Source organism: Pseudomonas sp. Marseille-QA0892 (assembly GCF_054950135.1).
Genome location: NZ_CM143104.1, coordinates 2,798,408 through 2,822,710, shown reverse-complemented (window position 1 = coordinate 2,822,710; position 24,303 = coordinate 2,798,408). Strand labels below are relative to the sequence as shown.

The 24,303-nt window shown below is 60.3% G+C and carries 21 protein-coding genes and 1 pseudogene; 13 read left to right on the top strand and 9 right to left on the bottom strand.

Features of this window, described 5'->3' with window-relative positions; all coding sequences use genetic code 11:
* Positions 1-76: 76 nt before the first annotated feature.
* On the bottom strand, positions 77-268 hold the full coding sequence (locus ACY8D3_RS13155; RefSeq protein ID WP_462379216.1) for an SEC-C metal-binding domain-containing protein: 192 nt from the start codon (positions 266-268) through the stop codon (positions 77-79).
* Positions 268-780 carry an LEA/WHy family protein gene (locus tag ACY8D3_RS13150; RefSeq protein WP_462379215.1) on the bottom strand — a complete coding sequence of 171 codons (513 nt, stop codon included), beginning with the start codon at positions 778-780 and terminating at the stop codon, positions 268-270. Before ACY8D3_RS13150 ends, ACY8D3_RS13155 begins: the two co-directional genes overlap by 1 nt.
* A gap of 127 nt (positions 781-907) precedes the next feature.
* On the opposite strand from ACY8D3_RS13150, the gene ACY8D3_RS13145 reads away from it, so the two are divergent.
* Complete coding sequence (locus ACY8D3_RS13145; RefSeq protein ID WP_462379214.1) at positions 908-1,429, top strand: hypothetical protein; 522 nt, start codon at positions 908-910, stop codon at positions 1,427-1,429.
* 15 nt (positions 1,430-1,444) lie between these two features.
* On the opposite strand, the gene ACY8D3_RS13140 is transcribed toward ACY8D3_RS13145, so the two are convergent.
* Positions 1,445-1,915 carry a YchJ family protein gene (locus tag ACY8D3_RS13140; RefSeq protein WP_462379213.1) on the bottom strand — a complete coding sequence of 157 codons (471 nt, stop codon included), beginning with the start codon at positions 1,913-1,915 and terminating at the stop codon, positions 1,445-1,447.
* Positions 1,915-2,412 (bottom strand): DUF6231 family protein, encoded by a 498-nt coding sequence (locus ACY8D3_RS13135; RefSeq protein WP_462379212.1) that lies wholly within the window; start codon positions 2,410-2,412, stop codon positions 1,915-1,917. The genes ACY8D3_RS13140 and ACY8D3_RS13135 overlap by 1 nt, the downstream gene beginning before the upstream one ends.
* A gap of 429 nt (positions 2,413-2,841) precedes the next feature.
* On the opposite strand from ACY8D3_RS13135, the pseudogene ACY8D3_RS13130 reads away from it, so the two are divergent.
* From ACY8D3_RS13130 to rluB, 4 genes and pseudogenes are all read left to right on the top strand, one after another.
* Positions 2,842-3,195 (top strand): annotated as a pseudogene (locus tag ACY8D3_RS13130) (OmpA family protein); the annotation flags it as partial.
* Between the two features lie 282 nt (positions 3,196-3,477).
* A complete protein-coding gene (gene zwf / locus ACY8D3_RS13125) occupies positions 3,478-4,947 on the top strand; it encodes a glucose-6-phosphate dehydrogenase (RefSeq protein WP_462379211.1) in 1,470 nt (489 codons plus the stop codon).
* Between the two features lie 189 nt (positions 4,948-5,136).
* Positions 5,137-5,787, top strand: a complete 651-nt coding sequence (locus tag ACY8D3_RS13120; RefSeq protein WP_462384373.1) for a bifunctional 4-hydroxy-2-oxoglutarate aldolase/2-dehydro-3-deoxy-phosphogluconate aldolase — start codon at positions 5,137-5,139, stop codon at positions 5,785-5,787.
* Between the two features lie 92 nt (positions 5,788-5,879).
* The gene (gene rluB, locus ACY8D3_RS13115) at positions 5,880-7,016 is read left to right on the top strand and encodes a 23S rRNA pseudouridine(2605) synthase RluB (RefSeq protein ID WP_462379210.1); all 1,137 of its coding nucleotides are present in this window, start codon (positions 5,880-5,882) and stop codon (positions 7,014-7,016) included.
* Positions 7,017-7,040: 24 nt separating this feature from the next.
* Here rluB and ACY8D3_RS13110 read toward each other — a convergent pair whose 3' ends face one another.
* The 5 genes from ACY8D3_RS13110 to ACY8D3_RS13090 all read right to left on the bottom strand — a co-directional run bounded on the left by ACY8D3_RS13110 (position 7,041) and on the right by ACY8D3_RS13090 (position 11,715).
* Positions 7,041-7,973 carry a GGDEF domain-containing protein gene (locus ACY8D3_RS13110; protein WP_462379209.1) on the bottom strand — a complete coding sequence of 311 codons (933 nt, stop codon included), beginning with the start codon at positions 7,971-7,973 and terminating at the stop codon, positions 7,041-7,043.
* 191 nt (positions 7,974-8,164) lie between these two features.
* Positions 8,165-8,902 carry a YciK family oxidoreductase gene (locus tag ACY8D3_RS13105; RefSeq protein ID WP_462379208.1) on the bottom strand — a complete coding sequence of 246 codons (738 nt, stop codon included), beginning with the start codon at positions 8,900-8,902 and terminating at the stop codon, positions 8,165-8,167.
* A 47-nt stretch (positions 8,903-8,949) separates the two neighbouring features.
* Positions 8,950-9,621, bottom strand: a complete 672-nt coding sequence (gene mupP / locus ACY8D3_RS13100) for an N-acetylmuramic acid 6-phosphate phosphatase MupP (RefSeq protein ID WP_462379207.1) — start codon at positions 9,619-9,621, stop codon at positions 8,950-8,952.
* A complete protein-coding gene (gene ubiG / locus ACY8D3_RS13095; RefSeq protein ID WP_462379206.1) occupies positions 9,621-10,319 on the bottom strand; it encodes a bifunctional 2-polyprenyl-6-hydroxyphenol methylase/3-demethylubiquinol 3-O-methyltransferase UbiG in 699 nt (232 codons plus the stop codon). The genes mupP and ubiG overlap by 1 nt, the downstream gene beginning before the upstream one ends.
* Before the next feature lie 67 nt (positions 10,320-10,386).
* Positions 10,387-11,715: a TRZ/ATZ family hydrolase gene (locus tag ACY8D3_RS13090; protein ID WP_462379205.1), complete on the bottom strand. Its 1,329-nt coding sequence runs from the start codon at positions 11,713-11,715 to the stop codon at positions 10,387-10,389.
* Positions 11,716-11,823: 108 nt separating this feature from the next.
* Here ACY8D3_RS13090 and mtnA point away from each other — a divergent pair, with 108 nt between their 5' ends.
* The 8 genes from mtnA to rpsA all read left to right on the top strand — a co-directional run bounded on the left by mtnA (position 11,824) and on the right by rpsA (position 24,141).
* Complete coding sequence (gene mtnA, locus ACY8D3_RS13085) at positions 11,824-12,897, top strand: S-methyl-5-thioribose-1-phosphate isomerase (protein WP_462379204.1); 1,074 nt, start codon at positions 11,824-11,826, stop codon at positions 12,895-12,897.
* A 125-nt stretch (positions 12,898-13,022) separates the two neighbouring features.
* Positions 13,023-15,848 (top strand): DNA gyrase subunit A, encoded by a 2,826-nt coding sequence (gyrA, locus tag ACY8D3_RS13080; protein WP_462379203.1) that lies wholly within the window; start codon positions 13,023-13,025, stop codon positions 15,846-15,848.
* A 112-nt stretch (positions 15,849-15,960) separates the two neighbouring features.
* A complete protein-coding gene (gene serC, locus ACY8D3_RS13075) occupies positions 15,961-17,043 on the top strand; it encodes a 3-phosphoserine/phosphohydroxythreonine transaminase (RefSeq protein ID WP_462379202.1) in 1,083 nt (360 codons plus the stop codon).
* Position 17,044: 1 nt separating this feature from the next.
* Entirely contained in the window at positions 17,045-18,142 is a 1,098-nt protein-coding gene (gene pheA / locus ACY8D3_RS13070; protein WP_462379201.1) for a prephenate dehydratase, read from the top strand.
* A gap of 156 nt (positions 18,143-18,298) precedes the next feature.
* Complete coding sequence (hisC, locus tag ACY8D3_RS13065; RefSeq protein ID WP_462379200.1) at positions 18,299-19,405, top strand: histidinol-phosphate transaminase; 1,107 nt, start codon at positions 18,299-18,301, stop codon at positions 19,403-19,405.
* The gene (locus ACY8D3_RS13060) at positions 19,402-21,642 is read left to right on the top strand and encodes a bifunctional prephenate dehydrogenase/3-phosphoshikimate 1-carboxyvinyltransferase (protein ID WP_462379199.1); all 2,241 of its coding nucleotides are present in this window, start codon (positions 19,402-19,404) and stop codon (positions 21,640-21,642) included. The genes hisC and ACY8D3_RS13060 overlap by 4 nt, the downstream gene beginning before the upstream one ends.
* Positions 21,639-22,328, top strand: a complete 690-nt coding sequence (gene cmk / locus ACY8D3_RS13055) for a (d)CMP kinase (RefSeq protein ID WP_462379198.1) — start codon at positions 21,639-21,641, stop codon at positions 22,326-22,328. Before ACY8D3_RS13060 ends, cmk begins: the two co-directional genes overlap by 4 nt.
* A gap of 133 nt (positions 22,329-22,461) precedes the next feature.
* A complete protein-coding gene (rpsA, locus tag ACY8D3_RS13050) occupies positions 22,462-24,141 on the top strand; it encodes a 30S ribosomal protein S1 (RefSeq protein WP_462379197.1) in 1,680 nt (559 codons plus the stop codon).
* Positions 24,142-24,303: the final 162 nt, after the last annotated feature.

Sequence of the window (24,303 nt, the reverse complement as noted above, 5' to 3'; positions counted from 1 at the left end):
CGTTATGAAAGCGCCCGGTGTGACGCCGGGCGAATGCCGACGATCGGTCGGCTCTTGGGATCAGTCTGGCCGGGCGTCAGGCACCATGGCACTTCTTGAATTTCTTGTCGCTGCCGCAGGGGCACGGGTCGTTACGGCCGACCTGCTTGAGCGGGTTGCGAATTGGCTCCTGCGGGCCGTGGTTGCAGTGTGGGCCATGGACGTGCCCGTGATCATGGTCGTGATCGTGGTTGCAGTCTGGGCCGTGAACATGGGGTTGCTGGGACATTAAGGTCGCTCCGGGATGTAGTCGCCGGGGATTATCTCGCCCTTGCGCAAAACGTGCACCTCACGTCCGAACAAGCCGAAGAAAAAGCCGGTCTTCACTTGGCCTCGCAACTCATAGGCAATGGGCTTGTCGGGTGTCTCGAGCAGTTTTCCGATGTATTTCAGGTGCTGCCAAAGGTTGGTATGGACGGGCACCTGGAAGTCCTTTCCGCCGCGCGCCGGTACCTTGAACCAGGCGCTGGACTCGCCCTCGGCCAACTGAACGCCGTTGAGCTGGATGTCATAGGCCATACCGCGTACCGGCAGCGCCATGTCATTCGGGTTGTCGATGTGAAAGGTGAGAAGCAGTTCCTGTTCAAGCAGGCGGGCCTTTACGATCTCGACATCCTTGAGATGCAGATCCGGGTCCTTGAAGTCGCTGCGGAACCACGACGAGCAGCCTGCCGTCAGGCTTGCCAGTGCGATGCACAGGATAAGCCGCAGGGAGTGGGCGGTGCGTCCGTACGTAGTCATGCGCGTCCTCTTCATTTTTGCGATTCAGTGTCCTATATGCACCGCTGGGCCGCAATCGGCTTGGGGCATTGCCGGCAATCCGTTCATACTCGGCTGAACGTCCGACAATTCGATGACGAGGAAGGTCATGCGAGCGTTTGAAATCGTCTTCAAGGGTGAACTGCAGCCCAACGCCGACCCGGCCTTAGTCAGGGCGAACCTGGCCCGTCTCTTCCAGATAGACGCCGCGAGGGTTGAAGCGCTCTTCGCCGGGCGCCGCGTCCTCAAGACCGGGCTGGACGAGGCGGCGGCCGAAAAGTATCGCGCCGTCATGGCGCGCGCCGGAGCGCGTGTAGAGGTTGCCGTGATCGAGCCGGTGGTACCTATGCCTCAGGCAAACGCTCCGTCCGTCGAATCGCCATCGCCATCGAGCGGTGCATTGCGGGTCGCCCCTCGGGACGAGTACATGGCAGCGTTCGCGGACGTCCAGGCGCCTGACTTTGGCCTGGCGGAGGTAGGCAGCGATCTACAGGACTCCAAACCTCTTCCCGTTGCGCCAAAGATCGATCTGTCCGGGCTCACACTGGCACCTGTCGGTTCCGATATGGGGCAGGCCCCCGCTGCGGCAGCGCCCGAGGCGCCGGACGTATCCCACCTCAAGGTGCTCTGAGCTGCAACCTCCCAGTCAAACGAATGGTGCGCAGCACTTCTTGAACTTTCGCTCGCTACCGCAGGGGCAGGGATCGTTGCGGCCGGCCTGTAACGGCACGGTGGGGTCAATGAAGAACCAGCGGCCGTCGTTCTGTACGAACGCTGAACGCTCTTCATGGGCGTGTTCACCGCCGCTGTCGTGCCAACGCACGGTAAAGGTGACGAATGCGTGCTCCGGCTGGCCAGCGAAGGTCTCTTGGCCGTCCACACTCAAGCCGAGCCAGGTACTGGACGCGCTCCACTGCGCGATGCCGTCACGGTCCAGCGATGCTTGCTGCGTGGGCACCGTTGTCGAGACGATGTAGTCAGTCAGGCCGAGTGCATAAGCGCTGTAGCGCGAGCGCATGAGGTGTTCGGCACTTGGTGCGGGCGTGCCGGCGTGATAACGCCCACAGCACGCATCGAGCAGGGCGCCGCTACCGCACGGACAGGATGGGCTCATCATTACCACCAGTACTTCCCAAAATTCTCCGGGTTGGCCCAGAACTTGGCATTGAGCCAGTCTGGCGCTTGTTTATATTCGAGCAGATCGTAGCCGAACAGCGTCAGCGCTTGCTCGTTTCGTTGGAAGCGACCGTTTACCTGAAGCGCCAGGGCGAAGAAATCCGTGTCGCGCCAATCACTGGCGTCGAGGTCGATGAGCACGGCGATGCGGCTTGCATTCAGGTTGCGGACGCCGCCGACCAAACGCTGGCCCTCGCGCTTGTCCAGATGCTCCAGACAGTCACCGAAGAGGGCAAGGTCGAATCGCTGCCCGGCGAACTCAGGCGGAAGTGGGCCGGGGCTGGCGCAGGCCACGGTGCGGTCAGGATGTGCCAACCGATAAGCCTCTACCGCAGGCATGACGGTACGTCCGACATACAGCGCGCGCGCCGGTTGCGTTTGTTCCAGCAGCGAAGCGATTGCGCGTTGCGGCGAATGTTGTGAAAAGCTGGCTTCCATCGTGGAACCTCTGGATAAACGGTATACACTAAGTCTTGACGTTCGGTGGCAGAGGGCCATTCGCCCCAAGCCAGAAGAAGAACATATCAACGGCACCATAAGAAGGCCGTCGGCCCGATCCGACCAACCTAGGAGACTCCACCCGTGAAAATGATATGGAAAGCAGTTCCGCTTGTTGTAGCAACCGGTGTACTGACCGGCTGCGCCGGCGTACAGAAGTCTGACTGGCCTGTTTGCGCCGCTGTCGGTGGCGTCACGGGTGCGGCGATCGGCGCTATCGAAAACAGCGCTTACGCCGGCTGGGGTGGCCTGATCGCCGCCGTGACCGCGGGTGGTTATTGCTGGGTTCACGGTCAGGGCCAGGAAGAAGTCGTGATGGTCCAAGAGACCGTTAGCGAGCCGGCACCGGCGCCCGTGATGGAAGAGCCTGCCCAGCCCGTTCGTGTAGAACTGGACGTCAAGTTCGACTTCGACCGCGCTGCCGTCAAGCCTGAAAGCCAGGCAGACATCAAGGCGCTTGCCGATTTCATGAGCCAGTATCCGCAAACCACCACCGTTGTTGAGGGCCACACTGACTCCATCGGTACTGACGCTTACAACCAGCGCCTGTCCGAGCGCCGTGCGAACGCCGTTCGTGACGTTCTGGTCAACCAGTACGGCATTAATGGTAGCCGTGTAAACTCGGTTGGCTACGGTGAGACCCGCCCGGTTGCTGACAACGCGACCGAGCAGGGCCGCGCGATCAACCGTCGCGTTGAAGCTGAAGTCGAAGCTCAGCCATAAGCGGCGGTTTCGTACCGAAAAAGCCGGGCCTTGTGCCCGGCTTTTTCATTTGGGGAAAGATCCAGGGCCAAAAGGTAGGAGTCGGTTACGGATCGATGGGATAACCTTCATCCTTCCAGCAGCGCACGCAATGCACCTGGGCACGCTATGCTTGGAATAGACACATTCGCGTGGCTAGATTGTCATGCCTTGAATTCGAAGGACTTCGCAGGTGAATGCCGGCGAGCGAAGTCATCACACGCTGCTTCCGGCAGCCCACCGTTGAATGGGTGAAGATCACGTATGTTGGGCACCTCCGTTAATCGATGCACCTTGAGTCTGTTCGGCGCTACTGGCGACCTCGCCATGCGCAAGTTGTTTCCCGCGCTCTATCACCTCGACCTAGCCAACCTGATCCATCCCGACACGCGCATTCTGGCGTTGGCGCGCGAGGCAATGGAGCTACCGAACTACCTGGCGAACATCGAGCAGGCCCTGCAACGCCATGTGGCTGAGAAGAACCTGAATGCCGATACGGTGGCGCGCTTTCTGGGCCGCCTCACTTATGTCCAGATGGATTTTCGCGACAGTGCCAGCTTCGAACCCCTCGTTGGGCTGCTGGCGGACGAAGAAACGCACATCGCCTATTTCGCTACGCCCGCCGCGGTGTTTGGCGATATTTCTGCGAATCTTGCCGCTCAGGGTCTGGTCGACAGGACCCGCGTGGTATTGGAGAAGCCGATCGGTCACGATCTGGAATCCTCGCGGGTCATCAACGATGCCGTTGCTCAGCATTTCCCCGAAACGAGCATCTACCGGATCGACCATTACCTGGGCAAGGAAACTGTCCAGAACCTTATCGCGCTGCGTTTTGCGAACAGCCTATTCGAGAGTCAGTGGAACCAGTACCACATTACGCACGTTGAAATTACGGTCGCGGAAAAGGTGGGAATCGAAGGCCGCTGGGGCTACTTCGATCAGGCCGGTCAATTGCGCGACATGGTTCAGAACCACCTGCTGCAGTTGCTTTGTCTCGTTGCAATGGATCCGCCAAGCGATCTCAGCGCAGACAGCATTCGGGACGAGAAGGTGAAGGTGCTGAAGGCGCTTGCCCCCATTACCGAAGAGCAGTTGACGCGGTACACCGTCCGCGGCCAATACACGGCGGGTAGCAGCGATGGCAAACCGGTCCCTGGCTATCTCGATGAAGAGAATTCCAATACGCAGAGCGGCACCGAGACATTCATCGCGCTACGTGCCGAAATTCGAAACTGGCGTTGGTCGGGCGTGCCGTTCTACTTGCGTACCGGCAAGCGGATGCCGCAGAAGCTGTCGCAGATCGTCATTCACTTCAAGGAGCCACCGTTCTACATCTTCGCGCCCGAGCAACGGTCGCTCATCAGCAACAAGCTGATCATTCGGCTCCAGCCTGACGAGGGCATCTCGCTTCAGGTCATGACCAAGGACCAGGGTCTGGATAAGGGCATGCACCTGCGAAGCGGTCCGTTGCAGCTGAATTTCTCGGACACGTACAAGAGTGCTCGGATCCCTGATGCGTACGAGCGCCTTCTGCTTGAAGTGATGCAGGGCAACCAGTACCTGTTCGTCCGCAAGGACGAAGTGGAACACGCGTGGATGTGGTGCGATCAGCTCATCGCCGGCTGGAAGCGCCAGGGTGACCTGCCCAAGCCATACGCAGCCGGGACTTGGGGTCCTGTCTCGTCGGTCGCGCTCATCATCCGTGACGGCAGGTCCTGGTATGGCGACATGTAAGGAATCTTCCGCGATCGGCATGCTCCAAACGGCGACACGCGAGATCACCGACGCTACAGTAGCAACCGGCGGCGGCTAGCGCGTTGCCAGATACAGGGTACGGTGCGATGGTCCATGCCAAGGCCGGCCTATTACTACTCCATCGATAGCCATGCACGCCCGCAAGGCCCGGAGCTTCATACTATGAACATGCAAGAAAAAACGGCGCTGCTGGATTCGATCTGCACCCGCGCTCGCATCCTTCCTGTGATCACGATTCCGCGCGAAGAAGACATCCTTCCGATGGCTGACGCATTGGCGGCGGGTGGTCTGCGTACGTTGGAAATCACGTTGCGCACCCCCCATGGTCTGACGGCGATTCGGCAATTGCGAGAAGAGCGTCCTGACCTGTGTGTCGGCGCCGGTACGGTACTCGATCTGACGATGCTGGCCGCTGTAGAGCAGGCAGGTGCCCAGTTCGTGGTTACTCCAGGCTGCACTGCCGAGATGTTGCAGGCCGGGGCGGATAGCGCTATCCCGATGTTGCCGGGTGCGAGTTCTGCATCGGACCTGATGCTTGGCTATGGCATGGGCTATCGGCGCTTCAAGCTCTTTCCAGCGGAAGTGAGTGGAGGCGTGGCCGCACTCAAAGCCTTCGCCGCACCGTTCAGCGAATTGCGTTTCTGCCCAACGGGCGGCGTATCGCCGGATAATCTGAAGTCTTATCTCGCGCAGTCGAACGTCATGTGCGTGGGCGGCACCTGGATGCTGGACAGCGCCTGGATCAAGGCGCAGGACTGGGAGCGAGTCACACAGACCTGCCGTAAGGCGCTGGCTGCGTTTGATGCCGAACGCCAGTGATCGTATCGTCGCTCATGCCGCTTCTTCACTGCAGCGGCTGAGCGTATGATGCGCCCCCTTTTCATTCAATCCGCACACCGGGAGGTGCCAGAATGACCGATATCGAATCGCAGGAAACCCACGTCGCCCACGGCGAAAAGTTACAGAAGGTCCTTGCCCGCCTGGGTATGGGCTCGCGCCGTGACATCGAAGGCTGGATCAGCGCCGGGCGGGTCACCGTAAACGGCGTCGTCGCTACACTGGGGCAGCGCGTGGATACGCACGATGCCATCAGTGTCGACGGCAAATTGCTGAAGCGCGAGGAGGCCTCCGAGGCCGTTCGCCGCGTCCTTATCTATAACAAGCCGGAAGGCGAGGTTTGCACGCGGAACGATCCAGAAGGCCGGCCAACGGTTTTCGAGCGCTTGCCGCGGCTCAGATCCGGACGCTGGATCAATATCGGTCGGCTGGACATCAACACGACTGGCCTGCTCCTGTTCACCACCGACGGCGAGCTGGCCAATCGGCTGATGCATCCGTCCTACCAGATGGACCGCGAATACGCCGTGCGTGTACGTGGAGAGGTAACGGACGAGATGGTCGAGCTGCTCAAGAAAGGCGTCATGCTCGAGGACGGGCCGGCCAACTTCTCCGACATCCAGCGCGCACCCGGTGGTGAAGGCTTCAACCACTGGTTCCATTGCGTGGTCATGGAGGGACGCAACCGCGAGGTCCGCCGGCTATGGGAATCGCAGGATGTCGTGGTCAGCCGCCTGAAGCGCGTTCGCTTTGGCCCCGTCTTTCTGACCTCGGACCTGACTATGGGGCGCTGGCGGGAAATGAATCAGGGCGAGATTGACATCCTGAGCGCCGAGGTTGGCCTGAAGCCCGTGGCACTGCCTGAAATGAAAGGCAAGCTGCGTGACCGTTTGGATCGCCTGCAACGCAAGTCTGCAAAGCCCGTTACTGAAGGGCGCAAACGCACCGCGCCACGTGACGAGGAAGGCCGTCGTCCGTCACGCGTACTGCGCGACGAAGCCGGTAAGCCGATGCGTCAGGAGCGCAATTCGCGCTCTGGCGGAACGCCGGTTGCTGAGCGACCCAGCGATGTGCGCAAGGCACCGCGTATCGTGCGTGACGATGCGCGCGCTGAGCGGACGCCGCCTAAGGGCCGTCCAGGCGCTGGTAAGCGCACCGAAGGGCCGAGCGATGGGCAACGCCCAGGTTTTGGCAAAAAGCCTCGTCGGTAAAAATCGTAGTATTTGCAGCGCCGGTCAGAATACCGGCGCTGCAGTCACGCGATTTCGGCCTCCGCGTTTCGAACCGTAGAGTGCCACGTCCGCTCGACGGATCAGGCTCTCCATCGCTTCCATGGGTTGGAGCATGGCACTCCCTACGCTGATCGAAAGCTTCAGTGATGCGCCGTTAACGAAGAATTGCAGGCCGTGAACGGCTGCACGTAGGCGCTCAGCCACCAGCGCTGCGGCTTCCTGGTCGGTGCTCGACATTATGATCAGGAACTCCTCTCCGCCGAACCTGAACACCATGTCGATATTGCGCAAATTGCTCGTCATGGCAGCGCTCACTGCTCTCAAGACGTCATCGCCGGTGCCATGTCCATAGGTGTCGTTGACACGTTTGAAGTGATCGATGTCGACCATGAGAATCGAGAGTGGGTGTGAATGACGATGCGCCAGTTCCACCTCACGGCGAAGTGCCTGATCCATCGCGACGCGGTTGCCCGTACCGGTGAGTGAGTCACGCATGCCGTTACGGATCGCAGTCCGGTAGAGCAGGGCATTACGCAGCGGGAAAAGCAGGCTGCCCAGCAATGATTCCAGTTGAGCCAACTCCTCTGACGTGAACCGGTACTCACGTCGGAATACAACTTCACCGAGATAGCTGTTCTCATGGCTCAGCTGATAGGAGACGGTATGGCTGCCGCCCTGACCCAGTTCGAGCCGCAGATCGCTTGCAGGATGAGCGAACGCCATCGCATCCAGTGGAACCAGTCGCGGTACCGCGTCGAAGAACAGGGCCAACACCCGGTCCGCCTCAAGGCTCGTCTGCAGTTGAAGAGTGAGCATCCGCCGCAGTTCCGAAAGTGAAGCCGGACGTGCAGTAACGCAGTGACGGTCCTTGAAGCCAAGGCGACGCAGCCGAGCCGCGTCGAAATCGATTGTGTTTGAGCTGTTTGCGATAACCATGAGGGAAGCCTCTGGCACTATGGGCCAAGATGCTTCAGTTAAGCTAGAAGCGTGCCATCACCATAAAGTCTAGTTAATCCAACGGTTTATGAACTTTTGGATGCGGCGAACGGCAAGCTTTTGCCGGTTTTCAGGCGCAGCGGCCGGCAAAGCTGCAGTGATAGCAATGTGATGTGCCGTAATCCTGTCGCTTACTGCGCGTCGAACGCCTGGCCGGATATCTCAGCGCTGTCGCGTCCCATGAGATAGAGGTAGATAGGCATGATCGACTCAGGCGCGGGACGCGTATTAGGGTCTTCGTTTGGATAGGCTTCTGCTCGCATTGCGGTGCGTGTACCTCCGGGATTGACGCTATTGAAGCGAATCTCGACGGCCAGATATTCGTCGGCCAAGACTTGCATCAGGCCTTCCGTTGCAAATTTGGAGATCGCGTAGCTACCCCATTCGGCGCGGCCCTTGCGGCCTACGCTGCTGGATGTGAACACCACGGAAGCACTCGACGAGCGTTGGAGGAGGGGCAGCGTGGCGCGTGCCAGTGCGTAGGTGGCATTCACATTTATAGCCATGACCTGTGCGAATGCCTCGACCGGCGTGTCTTCCACCCGCTTGCGCGGGCCGAGTATGGATGCATTATGCAGTACGCCATCAAGCCGCCCGTGGCGTTGCTCTATAGTCTGCACCAGGTCGCGGTAGTCATCGGCGCCTGCATGCTCCAGATCCATCACGTTCACCATCGGCCTTGCGCGGCCGTTGGCCTCGATTCGCCGTGCTACCTCCTCTAGATTTGCAGCAGTACGCCCTAGCAGAATGACCTCGGCACCGTGTTCGGCAAAGGCAATGGCGGCCGCAGCACCGATCCCGCGGCCAGCACCCGTGACCAGGATGACACGATCATTCAGTAGGTCGGCAGGGGCGATGTAGTCGAACACGGGGGCCTCGTTGGCGAATGGGGGTGACTGTTCAAAGTATGGCTTGATCAACATCCGCAGACGGCGCGGTCGAGCAGCGCGCGTAGCTCGCTTGGATGGTCGATGACTGCATCTGCACCCCAGCTTCTCGGATTGTCTTCGGGGTGGATGTAGCCGTAGGTGACGGCAACGGTCCGGCTTCCAGCTGCTCGGCCTGATTCCACGTCGCGCAGGTCGTCGCCGATGAACAAAACGGTCTCTGGCGCAACACCCAGCTGGCTGCACGCCAGCACCATGGGTTCGGGATCGGGTTTGCTGCGCTCGACGTGATCCGGACACACCAGTACGGCCGAGCGCTTAGCCAGATTCAACCGCTGCATGATGGGTTCGGCGAAGCGAACGGGCTTGTTCGTCACCACGCCCCATTTGAGACCGGCTGCCTCGATATCGGCCAGCACTTCTGCCATCCCGTCATAGAGTGCAGAGTGAACCGCGCACGCATTTTGGTACCGATCGAGAAATTCGAGACGCAACGATTCAAATTCATCGCTTGCCGGGTCGACCTCGAATGCACTCGATACCATCGCTTTCGCACCACCCGAGACGACGTCGCGGACGGTTTTTTCCGGCACTGGCGGTAAATCGCGGGACGCGCGCATCGCTTGTATGACGGCGACGAAGTCTGGCGCAGTGTCGAGCAACGTACCGTCCATGTCGAACAGAACCGCCTCGAGCCGCATCACAGCGTCCTCTGCGTCTGGACCATGTAATTTACGTCGACGTCCGCTTCAAGCTTGTAATGCTTTGTGATCGGGTTATAGGTCAGCCCGATCATGTCCTTGATCTCGAGGCCCGCCGCACGGCTCCAGGCACCCAGCTCGGACGGGCGGATGAATTTCTTGAAATCATGCGTGCCGCGAGGCAGCAGCCGAAGCACGTATTCGGCACCAATGATCGCGAACAGGTAGGACTTCGGATTGCGGTTGATGGTGGAGAAGAAGACCTGTCCACCGGGCTTGACCATCGCATGGCAGGCGCGGATCACTGAAGCCGGGTCTGGCACGTGCTCGAGCATTTCGAGGCAGGTCACCACGTCGAATTGCTGGGGCATTTCCTCAGCCAGCGCCTCAGCGGTGATCTGGCGATACTCGACCGGCACGCCGGATTCGAGCTGATGAAGCTGAGCGACGGAAAGTGGGGCTTCGCCCATGTCGATGCCCATGACGGACGCGCCACGCTGAGCCATGGCCTCGCTCAGGATTCCACCGCCGCAACCTACGTCGAGTACGCGCTTACCGGCAAGCGAGATTCGCTCATCGATCCAGTTGACGCGAAGCGGATTGATCTCATGCAGCGGCTTGAACTCGCTTTCGCGGTCCCACCAGCGATGCGCGAGCGCTTCGAATTTGGCGATTTCGGCGTGGTCGACGTTGCTCATGGCGTGTTCTCGAATTGGATAAAAAATGGTGCGCAACCGGCTGGCCGGCCCGCTTGAAAGGTTTGGCTCACGAGCCGGCGATGCGTTCGCCCCAGTTCGTCGCCGTGGCGATCAGTTTTTCTTCGTCCATGCGCAGCAGCCGACCATCATGCAGCAGGTGTTTGCCGGCGACCCAGACATCCCGCACGCGGTCACGGCCCGTTGCATAGATAAGCTGCGAAAGGGGGTCATAAAGCGGCTGCTGAGCGAGGCCGGTCATGTCGATGGCGACCATGTCGGCGAACTTGCCAACTTCCAGCGTACCGACACAGTCTTCGATGCCCAGGGCGCGGGCGCCATTGAGCGTGGCCATTCGGAGCGCGCTGTGCGCATCCAGGGCGGTGGCCGAGCCGGCAACGGCCTTGGCGAGCAGTGCGGCCGTGCGCATCTCACCCAGTAGATCCAGATCGTTATTGCTGGCCGCGCCGTCGGTACCGACGGCAACGTTGATGCCCGCTTGCCAGAGGCGCTCTACGGGGCAGAATCCGCTGGCCAGCTTGAGGTTGGATTCCGGACAGTGAATCACACTGCTGTTGCTTTCCATCAGCATCGACAGGTCGTCTTCATTGACCTGTGTGACATGCACGGCCTGGAAGCGGGGGCCGAGCAGGCCCAGTCGAGACAGGCGCGCGAGGGGGCGCTCACCATTGCGATCCACGGCCTCGCGGACTTCGGATGCTGTCTCGTGAACGTGCATCTGGATGCATGCATCGAGTTCTTCCGCCAGCATCAGTATGTTCTGAAGCTTGTCGTCGCTGACGGTATAGGGGGCATGCGGTCCGAACGCGACCGTCAGGCGCGGGTGGTGCTTCAGGTCATCGAACAGCTCAAGCCCGCGCCGGATGGCATCGTCGGCGTCCAGCGCACCCGGGACGGCAAAGTCGAGCACGGGCACGCAGATTTGCGCGCGCATGCCCGCGGCATGGACCACCTCGCTCGCAACCTTCGGAAAGAAGTACATATCCGAGAAGGTCGTGATGCCGCCACGCAGTTGTTCGGCCACGGCCAGCTCCGTACCGTCATGGACGAACTGTTCGTCCACCCAACGGGACTCAGCTGGCCAGATATGCTTTTTGAGCCAAGTCATCAGCGGCAAGTCATCGGCCATGCCCCGGAAAAGCGTCATGGCCGCGTGCCCGTGCGCATTGATCAACCCTGGGGCCAGCAAGCAGCCGGGCAAATCCGTCAAGGCCATTGCCCCCTGACGCATCAGCTCATCTCGTGGGCCGATCGCTGCAATTCGCCCCTCCCGTACGCCGATGGCATGGTTGCGGAGCACGACGCCGGCCGGTTCGACCGGAACCAGCCAGGTTGGCGTAACGAGTAGATCGAACGGCTCGGGCGTAGGCTTGGGCATGGGGTATCTGATCGTAAGGGTTGCGGGCAGTGTAAAGGCTAGAGGCTGAAGCTTGAAGTCTGGCGCTCGCGTATAATCGGACCCTTTTGAGCGACATCGGGGTGAGGCATGCGCGAGCGGTTGCTGGCGGCGGAGAACGTGACGGCCGTCGAGTGGGCTGATGGGGAGCTAAGCCTGCTCGACCAGCGCGAGTTGCCGGTCCGGTCGGTCTGGTTGATCTGTACCGACGTCGCGGGGGTACTGGCAGCCATTCGGGATCGCGTCGTGGATGGCGCTTCGTCCGTTGGGATTGCGGCTGCGTACGGCGCCGTGCTGTCAGCGCGTCAGCAGGCCGGTAGCGAGGGGTGGCGGGAGGCGCTCGAAGCGGACTTGGAACGCCTGGCCGAGGTACGGCCCGAGCTTGTGAATCTGCGCTGGGCCGTGAACCGCATGCGCGATCGGCTGGCACGGCTGAAGTCGGATGGCGAGATCGCCGCCGCGCTCGAAGCCGAGGCGATCGCGATTCATCAGAGTGACCGCGAGGCCAATCTGACCATGGCGCAGCTCGGCGTCGAGATGATCCGCAAGCGTCAGACGGCGACGCAGAATCTCATGACACTCGGTGACACTGGCGCGCTCGCGACCGGCGGGTTTGGCACTGGGCTAGGCGTCATAAGGGCAGCCCATGTGGCCGGTTTGATTGGGGCGGTCTACGTCGCAGAGACACGACCCGACTTGCAGGGCGCGCGCCTGGCTGCGTGGGAGCTCCATCACGACAAGCTCGACGTCCATTTGCTTTCGGATTCGGCCGCTGCGCCGCTTATGAAGCAATCAGCGGTCACGTGGGTGATTGTTGGAGCGGATCGAATCCTTGCCAATGGCGACATCATCAACCCGGTCGGTACGTATCAGCTGGCCGTGACAGCGATGCATCATGGCGTTCGCTTCATGGTCGTCGCTGCGAGCTCGACCATTGATCTCGATACTGAAAGTGGTGAGGACCTGACGGTCGAGGATGGTGATCCCGCGCGGGTGCTCCATGTCGGTGGCCAGCGCATCGCGCCCGAGGTGCCTGTCTTCAACCCCGCCTTTGATATCACACCAGCCGATCTGGTGGATGTCATCGTGACGGAGCGAGGCGTGGTCGAGCGGCCCGATGCCACGAAGATGGCTGCGCTGATGAGCCGCAAGCGATTGCATTGAGCCATCTGCCGCTTGGCCAGATCATCATCTGGGCTGAGCGGTCGCTACGGATCGAAAGGCCTCTGCTGTGATATGATCGCGCGCTTTCCGCACGACCTCGCTGATTTATAAGGAACCAGGTTTCCATGGGTGAACTGGCCAAAGAAATCCTTCCGGTCAATATCGAAGACGAACTGAAACAGTCCTATCTGGATTACGCGATGAGCGTGATCATTGGACGTGCGTTGCCGGACGCGCGTGATGGCCTGAAGCCCGTTCACCGTCGCGTTCTCTACGCAATGAGCGAGCTCAACAACGACTGGAACAAGCCGTATCTGAAATCGGCGCGTGTGGTCGGTGACGTCATCGGTAAATACCACCCGCACGGCGACTCTGCCGTGTACGACACAATCGTGCGTATGGCGCAGCCGTTCTCGCTGCGGTACATGCTCGTGAACGGTCAGGGTAACTTCGGTTCCGTGGATGGCGACAACGCCGCGGCCATGCGATATACCGAAGTTCGGATGTTCAAGCTGACGCACGAGCTGTTGGCTGACCTCGACAAGGAAACGGTCGACTGGGTCGACAACTACGATGGCTCCCTGAAGATCCCGGCCGTACTGCCGACCAAGGTTCCAAACCTGCTGGTCAACGGATCCTCGGGTATCGCTGTGGGCATGGCAACCAACATTCCGCCCCACAACCTCTCCGAAGTGATCGATGGATGCCTTGCGCTCATCGACAACGCTGATCTCACTGTCGACGAGCTGATGCAGTACATCCCCGGTCCGGATTTTCCGACCGCGGGCATCATCAATGGCCGCGCTGGGATCATCGAGGCATACCGGACAGGCCGCGGGCGAATCTATATCCGCGCCCGTGCCGAGATCGAAGACATCGACAAAGTCGGTGGACGTCAGCAGATCGTTATCACCGAGCTGCCCTATCAGCTCAACAAGGCGCGGTTGATCGAGAAGATCGCCGAGCTGGTGAAAGAGAAGAAGATCGAAGGCATCACCGAGCTCCGCGACGAGTCCGATAAGGACGGCATGCGGGTCGTGATCGAGCTGCGCCGTGGCGAAACGCCGGAAGTCGTGCTCAATAATCTGTACGCGCAGACGCAGCTTCAGAGCGTGTTCGGCATCAACGTAGTGGCGCTTGTCGACGGCCAACCTCGTACGCTGAACCTGAAGGACATGCTTGAAGTGTTCGTACGCCATCGCCGTGAAGTGGTGACGCGTCGTACCGTCTATGAGCTGCGCAAGGCGCGCGAGCGTGGCCACGTGCTGGAAGGCCAGGCGGTTGCGCTGTCGAACATCGACCCGGTTATCGAGTTGATCAAGGCTTCGCCGACACCCGCCGAAGCAAAAGAGCGTCTCATTGCGACGGCTTGGGAATCCACCGCCGTGGAAGCCATGGTCGAGCGCGCTGGTGCCGACTCCTGCCGCCCTGAGGGCCTCGATGAGCGGTTCGGTCTTCGCGATGGAAAATACTACCTGTCGCCCGAGCAGGCCCAGGCGATTCTCGATCTGCGTCTGCACCGACTGACCGGTCTGGAGCACGAAAAGCTGCTCAGCGAGTATCAGGAAATTCTGAACCTGATCGGTGAGCTGATTCGCATCCTGACCAGCCCCGAGCGCCTGATGGAAGTCATTCGCGAGGAGCTCGAAAAGATCAAGGCCGAGTTCGGCGATGCGCGTCGTACCGAGATCGTGGCATCGCAGGTCGACCTGACCATCGCCGACCTCATTACCGAGGAAGAGCGTGTCGTCACCATTTCGCATGGTGGCTATGCCAAGTCCCAGCCGCTGGCAGCATACGAGGCTCAGCGTCGTGGCGGCCGCGGCCGTAGCGCGACCGGCGTGAAGGACGAGGACTACATCGAGCATCTTCTGGTCGCCAACAGCCATAACACGCTGTTGCTCTTCTCCAGCAAGGGCAAGGTCTACTGGCTCAAGACCTATGAGATTCCAGAAGCCTCCCGCGCCGCGCGCGGTCGTCCGCTGGTAAATATCCTGCCGCTGGACGAGGGGGAGCGGATTACCGCGATTCTTCAGGTTGATCTCGAAGCCGTTCGGCGTGAGGCGCCGGAAGGTGCTGAAGCCGCCGATGACGACGTGATCGAGGGCAGCCTGGTCGAGGTCGAAGAGGCCGAAGAAGTTGCTGAGGGAGAGGAGGGCGAAGACGCCGACGAGGGTCAGGATGAGCCAACCGGCAATTATATCTTCATGGCGACCGCAAAAGGTACTGTCAAGAAGACGCCGCTCATCCAGTTCAGTCGTCCGCGCTCCAGTGGCTTGATTGCACTACGTCTGGAAGAAGGCGACACACTGATTGCCGCGGCCATTACCGACGGCGCGCAGGACGTGATGATGTTCTCCAATGGCGGCAAGGTCATTCGCTTCAAGGAAAGCAAAGTACGCACCATGGGCCGTACGGCACGCGGTGTGCGGGGTATGCGCCTGCCGGAAGGGCAGCGCATCATCTCCATGCTCATTCCGGAATCCGATGCGCAGATTCTCACTGCGAGTATCAATGGCTACGGGAAGCGGACCATTCTGCCGGAGTTCCCACGTCGCGGTCGTGGCGGCCAGGGTGTGATCGCCATGGTCTGCAACGAGCGTAACGGCGAACTCATCGGGGCCGTCCAGGTTCAGGAAGGCGAGGAGATCATGCTGATTTCCGACCAGGGTACCCTTGTGCGTACTTCTGTCTCGGGCGTCTCGTCGTTGGGTCGTAACACGCAGGGCGTGACGTTGATCAAGCTGGGCAAAGGCGAGAAGCTGGTAGGTCTCGAGCGCGTTCAGGAGCCGACCGTTGAGGGAGACCTCGAAGAGATCGAAGCGACACTGGACGACGAGACCCTTTCGCACGAAATGCCCGTCGAGAGCAGTGAGCCGTCTGAAGACGAGCTGCTCGGTGGGAAGGGAGACGTCTCACCGGACGTCGTTCCGACCGGCGACGAAGACTGATGGAGCACTCTACCGGCGTCTGGCGCCGGTAGAGCCTGTCAGAGGTGACGAAGCATTCGCGGGGGTGAGCGCCGTCGCGATCTGAATAATGTTGAATCGAGAGAATATCGCTGTGAGCAAACGCGCCCATAACTTCTGCGCTGGCCCGGCCGCGCTACCTACCGCCGTACTCGAGCGCGCGCAGGCGGAAATGCTGGATTATCAGGGGCGTGGTCTCTCGGTCATGGAGATGAGCCACCGTAGCGATGAATACACAGCTATCGCGGACAAGGCCGAGCGCGACCTTCGCGACCTGCTAGCGATACCTGACAATTACAAGGTGCTGTTCCTGCAGGGCGGAGCGAGCCAGCAGTTCGCTGAGATACCGCTTAACCTCCTTCCCGAGGCAGGGGTCGCAGACTACGTCGACACGGGCATCTGGTCGCGCAAGGCAATCGACGAAGGTCGCCGCTTTGGCCAGATAAACGTCGCCGCAAGTGGTAAGGCGTCTAACTACCAGTCGATTCCTGAGCAGCATGAGTGGGCGCTGAGCGATGGCGCGGCATACCTTCATTTCGCCTCCAACGAGACGATTGGCGGTGTCCAGTTCGACTGGATTCCGCAGAGCAGCGCGCCTCTGGTCGTCGATATGTCGTCCGACATTCTGTCGCGCCAGATCGATGTTTCTCGCTACGGCATGATCTACGCAGGCGCCCAGAAGAATATCGGGCCCTCTGGCCTGGTCGTGGTTATCGTGCGCGAAGACCTGCTGGGGCATGCACGCAGCGTCTGCCCGACCATGCTCGACTACAAGGTATCGGCAGACAACGGCTCGATGTACAACACCCCGGCAACCTATTCCTGGTACCTGTCGGGCCTGGTCTTCGAGTGGCTGAAAGAGCAGGGCGGTGTGGCGACGATGGAAGCGCGGAACCGGGCGAAGAAAGACCGCCTTTACGGCTTCATCGATGCGAGCGACTTCTATTCGAATCCGATCGATCCCAAGGCGCGTTCCTGGATGAACATACCCTTCCGGCTTGCCGATGAGCGTCTGGACAAGGCGTTTCTTGCTGGCGCGGATGCGCGCGGGTTGCTGAATCTCAAGGGCCACCGCTCCGTTGGCGGGATGCGTGCTTCGATCTACAACGCGACTGGGCTGGATGCTGTAGAGGCGTTGGTGACCTACATGGCGGAGTTCGAGAAGGGGAACGGCTGACATGAGCGACGTCGACCTGCTGCAGGCCTTGCGTGTCCGAATCGACAGCCTCGATGAAAAGATCCTTTCGCTGATCAGCGAGCGTGCTCGCTGCGCGCAGGATGTGGCTCGGGTGAAAATGGCCAGCCTCGCGGAAGGCGAGAAGGCGGTGTTCTACCGCCCCGAACGTGAGGCGCAGGTGCTCAAGCGGGTCATGGAGCGCAACCAGGGGCCGCTCAGCAATGAAGAAATGGCACGGCTGTTCCGCGAGATCATGTCCTGCTGCCTGGCCCTTGAACAGCCGCTGAAGGTCGCTTATCTCGGCCCGGAAGGTACATTCAGCCAGGCTGCCACGATCAAGCACTTTGGTCAGGCAGTCGTCAGCCAGCCCATGGCCGCGATCGACGAGGTGTTCCGCGAAGTGGCAGCTGGCGCTGTGAATTTTGGCGTCGTGCCCGTCGAGAATTCTACCGAAGGTGCTGTGAACCATACCCTGGACAGCTTTCTGGAACACGACCTCGTCATTTGCGGCGAAGTCGAGCTGCGGATCCACCACCACCTGCTGGTGGGCGAAACCACCAAGACCGAGCACATCACGCGGATTTACTCCCATGCACAGTCCCTGGCTCAATGCCGCAAATGGCTCGATGCGCATTATCCAAGCGTGGAGCGTATAGCGGTATCGAGCAACGCGGATGCGGCGCGCCGCGTGAAGAGCGAGTGGAATTCCGCGGCGATCGCTGGCGACATGGCGGCGAGCCTATACGGCCTTCAGCCGCTCTTCGAGAAGATCGAAGACCGTCCTGATAACTCGACACGCTTCCTTATTATCGGGAATCAGGAAGTCCCCCCCATAGGGGATGACAAGACGTCGATCATCGTGTCCATGCGCAACAAGCCCGGCGCGCTTCATGAACTCCTGGTGCCGTTCCACAGCAATGGGATTGACCTGACGCGCATCGAAACGCGGCCATCTCGTAGCGGCAAGTGGACGTACGTGTTCTTCATCGACTTCATTGGTCATCATCAGGATCCGCTGATCAAGGACGTACTGGAAAAGATCCAGCAGGAAGCGGTGGCGCTGAAGGTGCTTGGCTCCTATCCCAAGGCCGTCCTCTGATCCCCTGCGGCGGATGGGCGGTTGAATTGCCCAATCGCCGGACGCACGCATCGACCGATACCGGCAGGGGCTGCTGATGAGGCGTTTGCCAAGTGGAGTAGCAAACGGGCCCTGTTCTCAAGGAGTACGCACCGGACGGTGCACGTGGAGCGAAGAATGACTAGCGATTTTCTTTCCAAAGCCCTTCCCGGCGTGCAAAAGCTCTCGCCCTACGTCCCGGGCAAGCCGGTTGACGAGTTGGCGCGCGAACTGGGCCTTGACCCCCAACGTATCGTGAAGCTGGCCAGTAATGAGAATCCGCTTGGCCCAAGTCCTGATGTGCTGGCTGCTGTTCAGGCTGAGCTCCAATCGCTGACCCGCTACCCGGATGGCAATGGCTTCGAGCTCAAGCAAGCCTTGGCGACCCGCTACGGGGTCGGGCTGGACCAGATTACGCTCGGTAACGGTTCAAACGACATCCTGGAGCTGGCTGCGCGTGCCTACCTTGCACCTGGTTGCAATGCAGTGTTCAGCCAGCACGCGTTTGCGGTGTATCCGTTGGTCACGCAGGCCATCGGTGCCGAGGGCCGTGCTGTGCCGGCTCATAACTGGGGGCACGACCTGGACGCCATGGCGGCAGCGGTCGACGCCGATACGCGCGTCGTATTCATCGCAAACCCCAATAATCCAACCGGTACCTGGTTCGAGGCCAACGCCTTGCATGCCTTCCTGTCGCGCGTGCCGCCCGACGTGCTGGTGGTCCTGGATGAGGCATACATTGAATACGCGTCGGGGGACCTCCCTGACGGTCTCGACTATCTGCAGGACCATCCGAATCTACTGATTTCGCGGACCTTCTCGAAAGCTTATGGGCTTGCCTCGCTGCGTGTTGGGTATGCCATCAGCTCCCCGCAGATCGCGGACGTTCTCAACCGTGTTCGACAGCCGTTCAACGTGAACAGCCTGGCGCTGGCGGCGGCGTGTGCAGCCCTGGCGGACGATGCCTATCTGCAGCGCAGCCGCCTCGCCAATGCCGAAGGCATGCGTCAACTTGAAGAGGGCCTTCGAAAGCTCGACCTGGACTGGATACCGTCGCGCGGGAATTTCCTGGCTGTGGATATGGATCGCAACGCTGCGCCTATATATGAAGCCTTGCTGCGTGAAGGCGTCATCGTTCGGCCGGTGGCGGGGTACGGCCTGCCGACCTTCTTGCGGGTGTCCATTGGTCTGCCTGAGGAGAACGCTCGCTTCCTTGAGGCGTTGGCCAAGGTCCTTGGCTCGTGACGTCTACCCGCTACTCGCCCAAGTCCCGGTTGGGCCGCCTCGTTGTTGTAGGATTGGGCCTCATTGGTGGGTCGTTCGCCAAGGGCATCAAGGCGCAAGGGTGTTTCGATGAAGTTGTAGGCGTTGATCTCGACGCCACTTCCCGGGCCCAGGCCGTCGAGCAAGGCGTGGTCGACCGCTGTGAAGTCGACTTGGCCGCCGCCTGTGCCGGAGCTGACGTTATCCAGTTGGCTGTACCCATCCTTGCGATGGAGCGGGTGCTGAGCACGCTCTCCGCATTGAATCTAGGGCAAGCGGTGATCACGGATGTCGGCAGCGCCAAGGGCAACGTGGTTCGTGCCGCAACCCAGGCGTTCGGCTGCATGCCGACTCGTTTCGTGCCGGGCCATCCGATTGCCGGCTCGGAGAAAAGCGGTGTGGAGGCGGCCAGGATAGATCTGTTTGCGCGCCACAAGGTGATCCTTACGCCCGTAGCCGATACCGACCCGGAAGCCTTGGGGCTGATTGATACGCTTTGGCAGCTACTCGATGCAGATGTCGAGCATATGGAGGTTGAACATCACGACCAGGTGTTGGCAGCAACGAGCCATTTGCCTCACCTGCTGGCATTCAATCTGGTCGACTCACTCGCCAAACGTAACGAAAATCTGGAAATCTTCCGCTACGCGGCAGGCGGGTTCCGCGATTTCACCCGGATCGCAGGAAGCGACCCTGTCATGTGGCATGACATCTTTCTGGCCAACCGCGAGGCCGTGCTTCGTGTGTTGGACACTTATCGCGACGATCTGGACGCATTGCGAGCGGCGGTCGACGCAGGGGATGGGCACGCATTACTGGGCGTATTCACGCGCGCTCGGGTGGCCCGTGAACATTTCGGCAAGATTCTGGCTCGCAGAGCCTATGTGGATACCATGCATTCCAACGACGACATGATTTTCATCGCGCAGCCGGGCGGAACCGTGACTGGGCATCTCCGTGTACCGGGCGACAAGTCCATTTCGCACCGCTCCATCATGCTCGGTTCCCTCGCGGAAGGGACCACCGAAGTGTCCGGCTTTCTAGAGGGCGAGGATGCACTCGCGACGTTGCAGGCCTTTCGTGACATGGGGGTCGTGATTGAAGGACCGCATCATGGCCGTGTAACGATCCATGGCGTAGGCCTGCAAGGGCTCAAACCGCCACCGGGTCCGCTGTACCTCGGTAATTCCGGTACGTCCATGCGTCTGCTGTCTGGGCTACTGGCGGCACAAGCCTTCGATACCGAGTTGACCGGCGACGCGTCGCTGTCCAAGCGGCCGATGAATCGTGTCGCGAAGCCGCTCGGCGAGATGGGCGCGGTCATCGAGACCGGGCAGGACGGGCGTCCACCGCTCAAGATTAAGGGCGGCCAGCGGTTGAAGGGCATCCATTACGACATGCCGATGGCCAGCGCTCAGGTGAAATCCTCGCTGTTGCTGGCGGGGCTGTACGCGGAGGGCAAAACGTCGGTCACCGAACCGGCGCCGACGCGCGACCATACCGAGCGAATGCTGAACGGGCTGGGCTACCCGGTCGAAGTGGTTGGCAGCACCGCTACTGTCGAAGGTGGCCATCGCTTGAAGAGTAGCGAAATCGAAGTGCCGGCTGACATCTCGTCCGCGGCGTTCTTCATGGTCGCTGCGAGCATCGCTGAAGGCTCGAACCTGCTCCTGGAGCATGTGGGTATCAACCCGACCCGTACCGGCGTGATCGATATCCTTCGCCTCATGGGCGCTGACATTGCACTGGAGAACGAGCGCGAAGTAGGCGGCGAGCCAGTAGCGGACATCCGCATCAAGTATGCGAAGCTCAGCGGGATCGATATCCCCGAGGCGTTGGTACCGCTCGCCATCGACGAATTTCCAGTGCTCTTCGTTGCAGCATCGTGTGCCGAAGGCCGTACGGTGCTTCGCGGTGCGGAAGAGCTACGCGTGAAGGAGTCCGATCGTATCCAGGTCATGGCCGATGGCTTAAAGGCGTTGGGCATCCAGGCCGAGCCGACGCCGGACGGCATCGTGATCGAGGGGGGGATCCTGGGCAGCGGCAGTGTGGATAGTCATGGTGATCACCGCATCGCGATGGCGTTCAGCGTGGCCGCACTGCGAGCGACCGGGCCTATCCATATTCATGACTGCGCTAACGTGGCGACTTCTTTCCCGAACTTCCTGACGCTCGCTACGCAGGCGGGAATGCGCGTCTCGAAGGGATCGATTTCATGATCAGCCAGGCCCCCATCATTACCATCGATGGACCAAGCGGATCCGGCAAGGGCACGGTAGCCGGCCTGCTGGCTCGCCAGTTGGGTTGGAACCTGCTTGACTCCGGCGCCCTTTACCGTCTGCTCGCATTCGCGGCCCGGAACCATGGAGTAGATCTCACTAACGAAGAAGCCCTCAAGGTCCTGGCCGCTCATCTGGATGTGCAATTTCTGTCTGGCGCAGAAGGCGGAACGCAAAGCATCGTGCTCGAAGGTGAGGACGTGACTCAGGCGATCCGCAACGAGCAGGTCGGTGCTGGCGCTTCGCAGGTCGCGGCACTGCCAGCGGTGCGTGACGCCTTGCTCCAGCGTCAGCGGGCATTTCACGAGCCGCCTGGGCTGGTTGCCGACGGACGGGACATGGGAACGGTCGTTTTCCCGTCCGCGCCGCTCAAGATATTCCTGACGGCAAGCGCGGACGAACGTGCCCGGCGGCGCTACCAGCAGTTGAAGGCCAAAGGCGAAGATGTTAATCTCGCGAGTCTTCTTGAGGAGATTCGTCAACGCGACGAACGAGACTCTCAGCGGGCAGTTGCGCCGCTGGTAGCAGCAGAAGATGCCATACAGCTCGATTCGACGACGCTGTCCATCGAGCAGGTAATGGAAAGAATTCTCGGCGAAGTGACGCAGCGCGGACTCGCCGGATAGTGCCTGACTTAAGGCCGACAAGGAGGCGTGCGGGAGACCAGTCATAGTCCCGCAGGCCTTTTTTTACATAAACGAACCCGCAGTGCTGGAATGCGGAGAAGGGCGAATCCCCGCCCGCCTTACAGGAATCAACATGAGCGAAAGCTTTGCAGAACTTTTTGAAGAAAGCCTGAAATCCCTCGACATGCAGCCGGGTGCCATCATCACCGGCATCGTGGTCGACATCGACGGTGACTGGGTTACCGTCCACGCAGGTCTGAAGTCCGAGGGCGTCATCCCGGTCGAGCAGTTCTACAACGAACAAGGCGAGCTGACCATTGCGGTGGGTGACGAGGTTCACGTAGCGCTGGACGCGGTCGAAGACGGTTTCGGTGAAACCAAGCTCTCCCGTGAAAAAGCCAAGCGTGCTGAATCTTGGATCGTTCTGGAAGCTGCTTTCGCTGCTGAAGAAGTCGTCAAGGGCGTCATCAACGGCAAGGTCAAGGGCGGTTTCACCGTCGACGTCAATGGCATCCGCGCGTTCCTGCCGGGTTCGCTGGTCGACGTGCGCCCTGTGCGCGACACCACGCACCTCGAAGGCAAAGAGCTCGAGTTCAAGGTCATCAAGCTCGATCAGAAGCGCAACAACGTTGTCGTTTCCCGTCGTAGCGTCCTGGAAGCCGAGAACAGCGCCGAGCGCGAAGCGCTGCTGGAATCGCTGCAGGAAGGCCAGCAGGTCAAGGGTATCGTCAAGAACCTCACCGACTACGGTGCGTTCGTGGACCTCGGCGGTGTCGACGGTCTGCTGCACATCACCGACATGGCCTGGAAGCGCATCAAGCACCCGTCCGAGATCGTCAATGTTGGCGACGAGATCGACGTCAAGGTTCTCAAGTTCGACCGCGAGCGCAACCGCGTTTCGCTGGGCCTGAAGCAGCTGGGCGAAGACCCATGGGTTGCTATCAAGGCGCGTTACCCAGAAGGCACCCGCGTCATGGCGCGCGTGACCAACCTGACCGACTACGGCTGCTTCGCTGAGCTGGAAGAAGGCGTTGAAGGTCTGGTCCACGTCTCCGAAATGGATTGGACCAACAAGAATATCCACCCGTCCAAGGTCGTTCAGGTCGGCGACGAAGTGGAAGTTCAGGTTCTGGACATCGACGAAGAGCGTCGTCGTATCTCCCTCGGCATCAAGCAGTGCAAGTCCAACCCATGGGAAGACTTCTCTGGCCGTTTCAACAAGGGCGATCGTATTTCCGGCACCATCAAGTCGATCACCGATTTCGGTATCTTCATCGGCCTGGAAGGCGGCATCGACGGTCTGGTTCACCTGTCCGACATCTCCTGGAACGAAGTGGGCGAAGAAGCTGTTCGTCGCTTCAAGAAGGGCGACGAGCTAGACACCGTCATCCTCTCGGTCGATCCGGAGCGTGAGCGCATCTCCCTGGGTATCAAGCAGCTGGAAGACGATCCGTTCTCCAACTACGCGAACCTCAACGAGAAAGGCACTATCGTTCGTGGCACCGTGAAAGAAGTTGACGCCAAAGGCGCCATCATCGATCTGGGTAACGAAGTCGAAGCAACGCTGAAAGCCTCCGAAATCAGCCGTGACCGCATCGAAGACGCGCGTAACGTTCTGAAGGAAGGCGAAGAAGTCGAAGCCAAGATCATCAGCATCGACCGCAAGTCTCGCGTTATCAGCCTGTCCATCAAGTCCAAGGACGTTGATGACGAGAAGGACGCGATGAAAGAACTGCGTAAGCAGGAAGTAGAAGCTACGGGCCCGACCACCATTGGTGATCTGATCCGTGCTCAGATGGAGAACCAGAACTAATCCAGTTCTGATTCCATCGTGAAAAAAGGGCGACTTCGGCCGCCCTTTTTTGCTGTCTCTTACACACACCTGACGCTGCCGACGATACGTAAGTGTAGCGGCTCGCCTTCTGGCCTCAGGCTCGAGGCGTGCTAGGTTTGGCGCGCCTGGCGAGAGCCCGTA

Excerpts from the sequence above, each read along its gene's own strand:
- rluB (WP_462379210.1), top strand. The coding sequence starts at position 5,880 with ATGACCGATATCGAATCGCAGGAAACCCACGTCGCCCACGGCGAAAAG.
- mtnA (WP_462379204.1), top strand. The coding sequence starts at position 11,824 with ATGCGCGAGCGGTTGCTGGCGGCGGAGAACGTGACGGCCGTCGAGTGG.
- rpsA (WP_462379197.1), top strand. The coding sequence starts at position 22,462 with ATGAGCGAAAGCTTTGCAGAACTTTTTGAAGAAAGCCTGAAATCCCTC.
- ACY8D3_RS13145 (WP_462379214.1), top strand. The coding sequence starts at position 908 with ATGCGAGCGTTTGAAATCGTCTTCAAGGGTGAACTGCAGCCCAACGCC.
- ubiG (WP_462379206.1), bottom strand. The coding sequence starts at position 10,319 with ATGAGCAACGTCGACCACGCCGAAATCGCCAAATTCGAAGCGCTCGCG.
- gyrA (WP_462379203.1), top strand. The coding sequence starts at position 13,023 with ATGGGTGAACTGGCCAAAGAAATCCTTCCGGTCAATATCGAAGACGAA.
- ACY8D3_RS13140 (WP_462379213.1), bottom strand. The coding sequence starts at position 1,915 with ATGATGAGCCCATCCTGTCCGTGCGGTAGCGGCGCCCTGCTCGATGCG.
- ACY8D3_RS13155 (WP_462379216.1), bottom strand. The coding sequence starts at position 268 with ATGTCCCAGCAACCCCATGTTCACGGCCCAGACTGCAACCACGATCAC.
- pheA (WP_462379201.1), top strand. The coding sequence starts at position 17,045 with ATGAGCGACGTCGACCTGCTGCAGGCCTTGCGTGTCCGAATCGACAGC.
- ACY8D3_RS13150 (WP_462379215.1), bottom strand. The coding sequence starts at position 780 with ATGACTACGTACGGACGCACCGCCCACTCCCTGCGGCTTATCCTGTGC.
- ACY8D3_RS13090 (WP_462379205.1), bottom strand. The coding sequence starts at position 11,715 with ATGCCCAAGCCTACGCCCGAGCCGTTCGATCTACTCGTTACGCCAACC.
- ACY8D3_RS13110 (WP_462379209.1), bottom strand. The coding sequence starts at position 7,973 with ATGGTTATCGCAAACAGCTCAAACACAATCGATTTCGACGCGGCTCGG.
- ACY8D3_RS13135 (WP_462379212.1), bottom strand. The coding sequence starts at position 2,412 with ATGGAAGCCAGCTTTTCACAACATTCGCCGCAACGCGCAATCGCTTCG.
- zwf (WP_462379211.1), top strand. The coding sequence starts at position 3,478 with ATGTTGGGCACCTCCGTTAATCGATGCACCTTGAGTCTGTTCGGCGCT.
- mupP (WP_462379207.1), bottom strand. The coding sequence starts at position 9,621 with ATGCGGCTCGAGGCGGTTCTGTTCGACATGGACGGTACGTTGCTCGAC.
- ACY8D3_RS13120 (WP_462384373.1), top strand. The coding sequence starts at position 5,137 with ATGCAAGAAAAAACGGCGCTGCTGGATTCGATCTGCACCCGCGCTCGC.
- hisC (WP_462379200.1), top strand. The coding sequence starts at position 18,299 with ATGACTAGCGATTTTCTTTCCAAAGCCCTTCCCGGCGTGCAAAAGCTC.
- cmk (WP_462379198.1), top strand. The coding sequence starts at position 21,639 with ATGATCAGCCAGGCCCCCATCATTACCATCGATGGACCAAGCGGATCC.